At 55.7% G+C, this 10800-nt stretch carries 12 protein-coding genes; 5 read left to right on the top strand and 7 right to left on the bottom strand.

Annotated elements, in window-relative coordinates:
- Positions 1-442 precede the first annotated feature (442 nt).
- The 4 genes from kduD to ACOTXI_RS19855 all read right to left on the bottom strand — a co-directional run bounded on the left by kduD (position 443) and on the right by ACOTXI_RS19855 (position 4482).
- Positions 443-1204 (bottom strand): 2-dehydro-3-deoxy-D-gluconate 5-dehydrogenase KduD, encoded by a 762-nt coding sequence (gene kduD / locus ACOTXI_RS19870; RefSeq protein WP_008499679.1) that lies wholly within the window; start codon positions 1202-1204, stop codon positions 443-445.
- A gap of 63 nt (positions 1205-1267) precedes the next feature.
- Positions 1268-2104 carry a 5-dehydro-4-deoxy-D-glucuronate isomerase gene (kduI, locus tag ACOTXI_RS19865; RefSeq protein WP_058653957.1) on the bottom strand — a complete coding sequence of 279 codons (837 nt, stop codon included), beginning with the start codon at positions 2102-2104 and terminating at the stop codon, positions 1268-1270.
- Between the two features lie 239 nt (positions 2105-2343).
- The gene (locus tag ACOTXI_RS19860) at positions 2344-3522 is read right to left on the bottom strand and encodes an acetyl-CoA C-acetyltransferase (RefSeq protein ID WP_008499681.1); all 1179 of its coding nucleotides are present in this window, start codon (positions 3520-3522) and stop codon (positions 2344-2346) included.
- 93 nt (positions 3523-3615) lie between these two features.
- Entirely contained in the window at positions 3616-4482 is an 867-nt protein-coding gene (locus ACOTXI_RS19855; RefSeq protein WP_058653958.1) for a LysR family transcriptional regulator, read from the bottom strand.
- Between the two features lie 105 nt (positions 4483-4587).
- Between ACOTXI_RS19855 and ACOTXI_RS19850 the strand changes: the two genes are divergently transcribed.
- Together ACOTXI_RS19850 and ACOTXI_RS19845 are read left to right on the top strand one after the other, a co-directional pair.
- Positions 4588-5049 (top strand): multidrug/biocide efflux PACE transporter, encoded by a 462-nt coding sequence (locus ACOTXI_RS19850; protein WP_058653959.1) that lies wholly within the window; start codon positions 4588-4590, stop codon positions 5047-5049.
- Between the two features lie 119 nt (positions 5050-5168).
- On the top strand, positions 5169-6398 hold the full coding sequence (locus tag ACOTXI_RS19845) for an amino acid permease (protein ID WP_021242029.1): 1230 nt from the start codon (positions 5169-5171) through the stop codon (positions 6396-6398).
- Between the two features lie 55 nt (positions 6399-6453).
- Here the strand turns inward: ACOTXI_RS19845 and ACOTXI_RS19840 are convergent, their stop codons facing one another.
- Positions 6454-6906, bottom strand: coding sequence for an Lrp/AsnC family transcriptional regulator (locus ACOTXI_RS19840; RefSeq protein WP_021242030.1), 453 nt, complete (start codon positions 6904-6906; stop codon positions 6454-6456).
- A 116-nt stretch (positions 6907-7022) separates the two neighbouring features.
- Here ACOTXI_RS19840 and ACOTXI_RS19835 point away from each other — a divergent pair, with 116 nt between their 5' ends.
- Positions 7023-7634: a LysE family translocator gene (locus tag ACOTXI_RS19835; RefSeq protein WP_045335276.1), complete on the top strand. Its 612-nt coding sequence runs from the start codon at positions 7023-7025 to the stop codon at positions 7632-7634.
- Between the two features lie 27 nt (positions 7635-7661).
- On the opposite strand, the gene ACOTXI_RS19830 is transcribed toward ACOTXI_RS19835, so the two are convergent.
- The gene (locus tag ACOTXI_RS19830; RefSeq protein WP_008499687.1) at positions 7662-7934 is read right to left on the bottom strand and encodes a GNAT family N-acetyltransferase; all 273 of its coding nucleotides are present in this window, start codon (positions 7932-7934) and stop codon (positions 7662-7664) included.
- 10 nt (positions 7935-7944) lie between these two features.
- A complete protein-coding gene (yjdI, locus tag ACOTXI_RS19825; RefSeq protein ID WP_008499689.1) occupies positions 7945-8175 on the bottom strand; it encodes a 4Fe-4S mono-cluster protein YjdI in 231 nt (76 codons plus the stop codon).
- 301 nt (positions 8176-8476) lie between these two features.
- On the opposite strand from yjdI, the gene ACOTXI_RS19820 reads away from it, so the two are divergent.
- Together ACOTXI_RS19820 and ACOTXI_RS19815 are read left to right on the top strand one after the other, a co-directional pair.
- Positions 8477-10117 carry an ATP-binding protein gene (locus tag ACOTXI_RS19820; RefSeq protein WP_058653960.1) on the top strand — a complete coding sequence of 547 codons (1641 nt, stop codon included), beginning with the start codon at positions 8477-8479 and terminating at the stop codon, positions 10115-10117.
- Entirely contained in the window at positions 10101-10796 is a 696-nt protein-coding gene (locus tag ACOTXI_RS19815; RefSeq protein ID WP_058653987.1) for a response regulator, read from the top strand. Before ACOTXI_RS19820 ends, ACOTXI_RS19815 begins: the two co-directional genes overlap by 17 nt.
- Positions 10797-10800: the final 4 nt, after the last annotated feature.

Genomic DNA, 10800 nt, shown 5'->3' with positions numbered 1-10800 from the left:
CTAAGACATCAATCATCTGCTCTCCAATGACTAGTCTAAAAACTAGTATTAAGACTATCACTTATTTAAGTGATATTGGTTGTCTGGAGATTCAGGGGGCCAGTCTAGGTAGAGTCATTTATAGATGTCATATTTTCCTGCCTGAACAGTGAAATTCGTTAAGTGAAATTACGAGATAGCGAGAAAAAGTGTCAGGCGGGAAAAGGTGAAGATATGGATTATTTCGCTGCGACATAGCGTTCTGTGATGGACATTACAATTTCAACTAACGCTGAATAATCACATGCTTTTACTAATCATCTAATTTTTAAAGATTAAAAGTGTGATGACTGTCGTTCATGACTTTTTAGTATGGATTTTCCGTGTTTATCCATATGGATTTTGACAATTTTTAAGCAAAAAAAACCTCTGCCCAAAAGCAGAGGTCCAGACCCGATGCGGGCTATCGCGCCAGCCAGCCGCCATCGACCGCCACGGTGTAGCCGTTGATATAGTCCGATGCGGACGAGGCCAGAAAGACCACCGGCCCCATCAGATCGCCCGGAAGCCCCCAGCGCCCCGCCGGAATGCGGTCGAGGATTTCCGCGCTACGCTGCTCGTCCGCACGCAGCTGCTGCGTGTTGTTGGTCGCCATGTAACCCGGCGCAATCGCATTCACATTGATGTTGTGTTTCGCCCACTCGTTTGCCAGCAGGCGGGTCACGCCCATCACGGCGCTTTTGGAGGCGGTGTAAGACGGCACGCGGATACCGCCCTGGAACGAGAGCATGGAGGCAATATTCACGATCTTGCCGCCGTTCCCCTGCGCGATAAAGTGCTTTGCCGCCGCCTGGGACATGAAAAATACGCTCTTGATGTTCAGATCCATCACGTCGTCCCAGTCGCGCTCGCTGAAATTGATCGCATCTTCACGGCGAATCAGCCCGGCGTTGTTGACCAGAATGTCGATGTGACCGAATTCCGCCACCGCGCGATCCAGCAGTTCAGGAATGGCATCGATTTTACGCAGGTCGGCGGTCAGGCTCAGGAAGCGGCGGCCCAGGGCCGTCACGCGCTCGAGGGTTTCCGTCGGTTCAACGATATTAATTCCGACGATATCGCAGCCCGCTTCCGCCAGGCCTAACGCCATCCCCTGACCCAGCCCGGTGTCACACCCGGAAACCACCGCCACTTTTCCCTGCAGAGAGAATGCATCCAGAATCATGTTTATTCCTTACTCTTTCAGAGCCTGTCACTCACAGGCAGGTTTATGCGTCACTGCCCGCGACTAGCGCAGATCGCTGACCGCAACATGGTCCATATCATCAAAGACCTGGTTTTCACCCACCATTCCCCAGATAAAGGTGTAGGCTTTTGTCCCTACGCCGGAGTGAATAGACCAGCTCGGCGAAATCACCGCCTGCTCGTTATGCATCACGATATGGCGCGTTTCCTGCGGCTGTCCCATCATGTGGAACACGCACGCGTCCTCATCCATGTTGAAGTAGAAGTAGACTTCCATGCGGCGCTCGTGGGTATGGCACGGCATGGTATTCCACAGGTTGCCCGGCGCAAGTTCGGTCAACCCCATGCTGAGCTGGCAGGTCTCCAGCACGTCCGGCACGAAGTATTTATTAATGGTGCGGCGGTTGCTGGTGAGGTTGTCGCCCAGCGTCACGGGCGCGACGTCTGCCGGGGTCACCTTTTTGGTTGGACAGGTGGCGTGGGCCGGCGCGCAGTTATAGTAGAACTTCGCAGGCCTGCTGGCGTCGATGCTGGCAAAGACCACGTCTTTTGCCCCTTTACCCACGTACAGCGCCTCGCGATGGCCAATTTCATAGCACTGTCCGTCTACGGTGATGGTGCCCGGCCCGCCGATGTTAATCACCCCCAGCTCGCGACGCTCGAGGAAATAATTTACGCCCAGCTGTTTACCGACCTCACCGCCCACGGAGACGCTTTTCGTGACGGGCATTATTCCGCCCACAACAATGCGGTCGATATGGCTGTAAACCATGGTGTACCTGTCAGCCTCGAATATCTGCTCGACTAAAAATGCCTTACGCAGCCCCTGCGTATCCAGCGTTTTGGCGTGCGCGCTGTGGATGCTTTCTCTGACGTCCACGGTAACCTCCAGATGTGGTCATGCCCGAAGGCGGGAAGTAAAACGAAACAGCGTTCCGTTTTACTTAATGAGCACATACTATCGGCATAAAGTGGGCTTTTCAATTATATTTAAAACAACGTTTCATTTTTATTTTTGTTTATCGCGGAATTGATGCCCGGATCACGCTAAAACCGTCGGGAGATAAAGATCACGATAAAAAAAACCTCCCGGAGGAGGTCTTTTTTTAATGAGGAAAATTAGCGTTCAATGGCCAGCGCCACCCCTTGTCCGCCGCCTATACAGAGCGTGGCAATCCCTTTGCGGGCGTTGCGCTTCTTCATTTCGTGGACCAGCGAAACCAGGATCCGGCAGCCGGACGCCCCGATCGGGTGCCCCAGCGCGATCGCCCCACCGTTTACGTTGACCCGCAGCGGATCCCACTCCAGCATTTTTCCGACGGAGATCGCCTGCGCGGCATAGGCTTCGTTCACTTCGATCAGATCCACATCAGAAAGCTGCCACCCCGCACGCTCCAGACAGCGACGGGTCGCATAGACCGGCGCGATCCCCATTAACGCAGGATCCACGCCCACGCTGGCGAATGCCTTAATGCGGGCCAGCACGGGAAGATCGAGTTCGAGGGCTTTGCTTTCGCTCATCATCATGACGGCCGCGGCGCCGTCGTTAATGGAAGAGGCATTTCCCGCCGTGACCGAGCCCTGCATTTCAAACGCAGGATTCAGCCTCGCCAGCCCTTCAGCGCTGGCGTCGGTGCGCGGCTGCTCATCGGTATCCACAACGATAACCTCGCCCCCCTGACGCTGCGTGCTGACCGGGACAATTTCGTCGCGAAAACGGCCGGAATCAATCGCCGCACGCGCTTTTTGCTGCGAGCTTAGCGCATAGGCATCCTGCACCTCACGGCTGATGCCGTACTCGCGCGCCAGGTTTTCCGCCGTTACGCCCATATGATAATCGTTGAAGGCATCCCACAGCCCGTCATGCACCAGGCTGTCGAGCAGCTGACTGTTACCCAGCTGTGCGCCGGTACGGCTGTCGGTCAGGACGTGCGGCGCGCGGCTCATATTCTCCTGCCCGCCCGCAATGATCACGTCCGCCTCACCACACTGAATGGCCTGCGTCGCGAGATGCAGCGCTTTTAATCCTGAACCACAGACGTCGTTGATGGTGATAGCGGAGACGGTATTGGGCAGTCCGCCCTTCAGCGCCGCCTGTCGCGCAGGGTTTTGCCCGGCACCGGCCGTGAGGACCTGTCCCAGAATCACCTCATCAACTTCATGTGCTGCGATCCCGCTACGTTCTACCAGCGCTTTCACCACCACGCTGCCCAGGTCAACCGCCGAGTGACGCGCGAGCGCTCCCTGAAAACAGCCGATAGCTGTACGCAACGCACCCACTATTACGACATCTTTCATCACGACCTCTGTGTTAAATGACATGACGATAGTAGAGGATTGTTACTGGCAATTATCTTAATTGTTTAAAAATAGTGAGTTTAATCACAAGGATCAGCGTGCATCCTGCAGATACTGCCGCAGCCAGCTTCCGGCAACGCCGGGAGGGGATCGTTTATTCCACAGCAGATCGATGCCGATCGCCCGCGGCCAGCCGGGAACATTGAGCTGTACCAGGGATTTCGCGGCGGCAAATTCCTCCACCAGCGCGCACGGCAAGACGCACCAGCCAAATCCCTGTACCGCCATACTCAAGAGTAACAGGTAATTCGGGGCTGACCAGACGGGCCCGCGCGCGATCTCCGCCTCACGCTCAAGATAGGTGCTCAGCCGCAGCTCTCGCCAGCCGTGCAGCTCGTCACGCTGAACGTCATCCTGCCCGGCCAGCGGATGCGCGGTCGCGACATAGATCGCCATGCGGGTCTGCATCGGCAGCCGGATGGCGCCAATATCCGTAGGATAACCGTCTCGCGCTTCGGTGAGGCCAATCTGCGCGCGCTCCTTTTGCAGCAGATCGATCACGTCCTCCTCCTCGCCAATCAGACATTCGAATTCCGTATGGGGAAAGCGCGCGTCAAACTGCTTCATCATCTCTTCCAGCACATCCGGGTTGAGGGTATCGGAAAGGACAAACGTCAGACGCGCCTCCGTTTGCGCCGTGAGCGACACCGCCAGCTCATCCAGCCGCGTGCTGGCGGCGAGAATAGCCTGCACGTAGCCCAGCACCTGTTCCCCCTGGGCCGTTAACACCGGCTGGCGGGCCGAACGGTCAAACAGCTCAAATCCCAGATCGGCTTCAAGGTTGGCAATGGACGTGCTGACCGTCGACTGGCTTTTACGCAGCCGGCGTGCGGCCGCAGAGAAAGAGCCTGCTGCAACGGTCTCGACAAACGCGGTCAGGGCTTCGGGTGAATAGCGCATAACCTATCTACTTTTACGATGGATACTATCTTTAATATATCAGCTTTAGCGATAAAAATAGGCCACATCAACGCCCATACTGGCGAATTAACGAGGTCTATCGCTATGCAACATCAGGATGCACTCCAACGTAAACTGCCGGAGCGGATCTTTCATGCTGTCTGTTTTGAAGGGATTGCGACGGCGATCCTCGCCCCTACCGCGGCGTGGCTTATGCAGCGTTCCGTGGTGGAAATGGGTGGGTTGACCATTATTCTGGCCACCACCGCCATGCTGTGGAACATTATTTATAACGTCGGCTTCGACCGTTTCTGGCCTGTTCAGCGCGTCAAACGTACGGCAAAAGTGCGTGCGCTGCATGCGCTGGGGTTCGAATGCGGCTTTATTGTGATAGGCGTGTCGATTGTTGCCGCCGTGCTGGGCGTCACCCTGCTGCAGGCATTCACACTGGAAATAGGTTTCTTCCTGTTCTTCCTGCCGTACACCATGTTCTATAACTGGGCGTACGATAATCTGCGTGAGAAATTTCTTAAGCGCAGCCAGCAACGACGCGCCCTGGCAGGCTGAACCGCCTCTGGCCGGACGCCCGTTCCGGCCCGACGTCTTCGAAGCAACTGCGCTCTTAAGGCATAACTATGGTAAATTGCACGCCATTCTGATGGTTTGATAGTTGATACGTTGCTCTAATGTCGAAAATTTGGTCAAAAGATGAGACTCTCTGGAGTTTCGCTCTCTACGGCACGGCCGTGGGCGCAGGAACGCTCTTCCTGCCCATTCAGCTGGGCTCCGCAGGCGCAATCGTCCTGTTTATTACCGCCCTCGTGGCCTACCCCTTAACCTACTGGCCGCACAAAGCGCTGGCGCAATTTATCCTGTCGTCGAAAACAAAAGGCAACGAAGGGATCACCGGCGCCGTTTCGCACTATTACGGCAGGAAGATCGGCAACCTGATCACCACGCTCTATTTCATCGCCTTCTTTGTGGTGGTGCAGATTTATGCGGTGGCCATCACCAACTCGTTAACCGAGCAGCTGGCAAAACACCTGACGGTAGACACCACCGTTCGCGTGCTGGTTAGCCTGGGCGTGGTGCTGGTCCTGAATCTGATCTTCCTGATGGGACGGCATATCACGATAAAAGTGATGGGCTTCCTGGTGTTTCCGCTGATCGCCTATTTCCTGTTTGTCTCGCTCTACCTGATCGGCAGCTGGCAACCCTCGCTGCTGACCAGCCAGATGGCCGTCGATCGCCATACGCTGCACCAGGTCTGGATTTCGATTCCGGTGATGGTGTTTGCGTTCAGCCACACGCCGATTATCTCGACGTTTGCCGTTGACCGCCGCGAGAAGTTCGGGGACGAGGCCATGGCTAAATGCAAGAAAATCATGAAGGTGGCATACCTGATTATCTGCCTTAGCGTGCTGTTCTTCGTCTTCAGCTGCCTGCTCTCTATTCCGCCGTCGTATATTGTGGCCGCCAAAGAGGAAGGGGTGACAATCCTGTCTGCGCTGTCGATGATGCCCTCCTCACCGGCGTGGCTGGGGATTTCCGGGATTGTCGTGGCGATTATTGCGATGTCGAAATCGTTTCTCGGCACCTATTTTGGGGTGATTGAAGGGGCGACGGAGATCGTGAAGTCGTCGCTGAACCAGGTGGGCGTGAAAAAGAGCCGCGCCTTTAACCGCGCGATTTCCATCATGGGGGTGTCGTTAATCACCTTTGCCGTCTGCTGCATTAACCCGAACGCCATTTCGATGATTTACGCCATCAGCGGCCCGCTTATCGCCATGATCCTGTTTATCATGCCGACGCTGTCGACGTATCTGATCCCCTCCCTGAAACCGTACCGTTCCATTGGCAACCTGCTGACGCTGATTGTCGGGGTGCTGTGCGTGTCGGTGATGTTTGTCGGCTAATTCCCTTTCCTGCCCGGCGCGCTGCCGGGCAGGCCATTCAACCCCGGCCTCCTGCTTACAGCGGAAAAGGCCTGTCCTGCACCACCGTTTTCATGACAAGCGTTGAGCGAAGATGCTGCACGCCGGGCATAGCGGAGAGCTTCTCGTCGTAAAGCTTCTGGAAAGCGGAAAGGTCGCGGGTCACGACGTGCATCAGATAATCAGGATCGCCAAACAGGCGCTGGGCCAGCACGATCTGCGGGATCTCTTCCACCGCCTCTTCAAACGCGCTGACCGCCTTGCGGTCCCCCTCTTTCAGCGTCGCGAACACTATCGCCAGGAAATTAAATCCCATTTTGGCGGGGTCGAGGCTGGCACGGTATCCCGTTATGGCCCCGCTTTGCTCCAGCGCCCGCACGCGACGATGGCACGGCGAAAGGCTCAGATTCACCCGCTCAGCCAGCTCGGTAAGCGACAGGCGGCCGTCAGACTGCAGCTCAGCAAGAATTTTTCTATCGATGCTATCCATGTGGAAGATTTTCTCATTTTCACCGTGTTATGAGCATAACATTGAAAGCCTATTTCGCAGTGTTAGCGATATTCTTTTTCGCAACGTATAACGCACTGCGGGAGTATTTCAGGACGATGGAAATGAGTATTGTGGCCGGCTTTTGGGTGGTTTCGTTTCTGCTCATCATGACCCCGGGGGCCGACTGGGCCTACGCCATTAGCGCCGGAATTAATGGACGCCGCGTGGTCCCGGCGGTGATGGGGCTGATGTCCGGGCATCTGCTAGCCACATTGATTGTGGTGGCAGGCGTGGGGGTATTGATTGCTCAACATCCGCTGGCGTTAGCCGGGCTGACCGTGGCGGGAGCCCTGTATCTCCTGTGGCTTGGCATAACGTTATTGCGTCACCCGGCCGCACCGGAGAAGGCCACCCAGCATGCGGGTAACTGGACGCAGTGGGCGATGAAAGGACTCTGCATTAGCGGCCTTAATCCGAAGGTTTTTTTGCTGTTCCTGGCCCTGCTTCCGCAATTCACAGACCCAACCGGAAGCTGGTCGATAGCGATGCAGATGTCTGCGCTTGGGATGATGCACCTTATTACCTGTACCCTGGTCTATCTGCTGGTGGGGTATGGTTCGAAAGCGGTGCTGGCGACCCGGCCACAGGCGGCCCGTCTGGTGAGCAGGGCATCGGGAGGGTTGATGGTGCTGATCGCGCTGGTACTGCTGTTTGAGCAGGTGAGATAAAAAAACACCGGCCATCGCCGGTGTGAGTTACGCCCGAATGTCGTCATATTCCCGCGTTTTATCAAACTCATGTTTCGCGAACGGGCACAGCGGGATAATTTTGCGGTTCTCACCGCGCATCTTCTCCACCACTTTCGCCACCAGCTGTTTACCGACGCCCTGCCCTTTCAGGCTCTCATCCACATCGGTGTGCTCGATAATGCTCAGGTGCTCGCCGGTTGGCACGAAGACAATCTCCGCGACCTGGTTGCCGTTCGCATCATTCACGTAAAACTTGTTATGGCCTTCCAGAATATCCATGGTTCCTCGCTTATTTTTGGCGATACTTCAGCGCACCGCTCGGGCAGGTATCAATCACGCGTACAACCGTTTCAACGTCCACTTCATCGGGAATAATCCACGGTTTACGTTTCAGATTAAACAGCTTTGCGCTCCCACGCACGCAGTTACCGGAGTGTTTGCAGATCCCGGTGTTGAAGTAGACGTCAATTTTCTCGCCGGTATAGGCCCGGTAACCCGCATCCAGTAGCTCTTTATCCATGACATTGCCTCTGTAATTATTATCGTGCTGAATGAAGAATAGCCTGACGGGATCCTGATGGCTATATACCCGTCATACTTCAAGCTGCAGGTGCGTTGGCTGCACTCACTCACCCCAGTCACGTACTTATGTACGCTCCCGGGGATTCGTTCCCTTGCCGCCTTCCCGCAACTCGAATTATTTAGGGTATAACGCCGAAAACGAAAAGCCAGGTCACAACTCTTTTAGTGCCAGATTGCGTCCGCTATTGGCCCATGTCAGGCTCGGGAAATGTCACTTTTACATAACATCCGCAGGTTGAATGAAACGCAGACTCTCTTTTCAGGTAAAGCTGTTTTTAGCGCTGGTGTGCTTTTCCTGCCTGCTGTTAGTTCTGCTGGGAACGATCCTGTTTCATTTTATTGACCGACAGCTCCATCACGATCTCGGCCAGCGCGCCCGGGTGCAGGCCAGCCAGATCGCGCTGATGCCGGGTCTGGCGGCCATGGTTGCGGCCAGAGATATTCCGGGGATAGCCCGGTTAATTCAGCCGCTACGCGCCGAAAGCGATGCCAGCTACATTGTGATTGGCGATACCGAGGAACAGCACCTCTATCATTCGGAATCCCCGGAGCGCATAAATTTACCGATGATCGGCGGGGATAATGCGGAAGTATTACAGGGCAAAACCATTATTTCCGTGCGCCAGGGCGGGATTGGGGTTTCACTGCGCAGCAAAGCGCCGATCTTTAACGCGCAGCACCAGGTGATTGGTATTGTCTCGGTCGGCTATCTGACCTCCTATATTGCCAATATTAATGCCCGCATACTCTGGCAGTCCGGGCTGTACGGCGCGGGGCTTCTGCTGCTGCTGTTTATGTTCTCCTGGTTGTTTACCCGCAATCTCAAAAAACAGATGTTCCGACTGGAGCCGAAAGATATCGCTCAGCTGGTTTTGCAGCAGCGCGCGCTATTAGAAGCCATGTATGAAGGGGTATTTGCCGTCAATGATGAGAAGCAGCTGATTTTAATTAACCGCGCCGCACGAGAGATGCTGGATATCCGGCAAAGTGAGAAAGCGCTTATCGGCAAACCGCTGGAAGACGTTCTGCAGACGTCGCCGGGCTTTTTATCCCAGCGCTACGCCTCGGTGAGCAGCGGTAGCCACGACCAGATTGCGGTGCTGAACCAGCGGGAGGTGATCGTCAACCGCGTCGCGATTGAGGTCGAACCCGGCGTTGAAAGCGGCTGGGTGTACAGCTTTCGCGACAAAAATGACATCAACACCCTCAGCAGCCAGCTCAGTCAGATCAAGCGCTATGCGGATAACCTGCGCATTATGCGCCACGAGCAGCTGAACTGGACCGCCACGCTGGTGGGCTTGCTGCAGATGAAACACTATGACGAGGCGATTCGCTACATTCAGGTGCAGTCCGAAGGCGCGCAGCGCGTGCTGGACTTTGTCTCCGCCCGTTTTTCCTCTCCCGCGCTGTGCGGGCTGCTGCTCGGAAAATACGTCAGCGCCCGCGAAAAAGGGATCGAACTGCTGTTTGATCCCGCCTGCCAGCTCACCCGCATGCCTGCCACGCTCAACGAAACGGAGCTGATGTCCATTATTGGTAACCTGCTGGATAACGCGGTAGACGCGACCCTTAAGGCTCCGGTCCCCGCGCCGGTGGAACTCTACATTTCTGACCGAAACCAGGAGCTGCTGATCGAGGTGGCCGACCGGGGCTGCGGGGTGGAGGATGCGATGAAGCCGCATATTTTCCGCCAGGGATTCAGCAGCAAGCCGGAACGTGAAAACGACATTGTGGGTACCGAGCACGGTATTGGACTGTATCTTGTGGCAGGATATATCGACAAGGCTGGCGGCAGCATTGAGATTGCCGACAACACGCCACAAGGGACTATTTTTTCTGTGTTTATTCCGAATGGGCAAAAGCATGACCCGAGCACTTGATGTTGTGATCGTTGAAGATGAGCCGCACCTGGCGGAGCTGCATCGCGAGTATATCGAGCAGAATTTTCATTTGCGCGTGGTGGGCATCGCCGCGTCGATTGAGCAGGCATGCCGCCTGATTCGTCAGCATCAGCCGCGGCTTATCCTGCTGGACAACTATCTCCCGGACGGTAAAGGCGTGGAGCTCATCGATAACCCGCTGCTGAAAAGCTACGAATGCTCGGTGATCTTCATCACCGCCGCCAGCGATATGCAAACCTGCAGCCACGCCATGCGCAGCGGCGCGTTTGACTACCTCATCAAGCCCGTCTTTTTCCAGCGCCTGCACGCCTCGCTGGAGCGTTTTATGCGCTTCATCCACACCGTACAGCAGGTGAAGGTGGTCGACCAGCATGCGCTGGATCGCCTGTTTCATCTGCCTGCCGCGGAAGCCTCCGTAACGCCGTCCACAAAGGGCATTGAACCCCAGACGCTGGAGCGGATAAAACGCCTGTTCGCCGAGCATCCCGACAGCGCGATGTCGGTTGAAGAGGTGGTGGAAAACGTGGGGATCAGCAAAACCACGGGGCGTCGCTACCTCGAATACTGCGTGGAGAGTGGGTTAATCAGCATTGAAATGCTGTACGGCAATATTGGTCATCCTCGCCGGTTATACCGCAAAGCCCCCGATAAACCGTAATCCG

This window comes from Enterobacter cloacae complex sp. BZL2005, from assembly GCF_049238885.1.
Taxonomy (GTDB): Bacteria; Pseudomonadota; Gammaproteobacteria; order Enterobacterales; family Enterobacteriaceae; genus Enterobacter; species Enterobacter roggenkampii.
The sequence above is the reverse complement of the archived record's forward strand: the minus strand, read 5'-3'. Positions and strand labels throughout refer to the sequence as shown.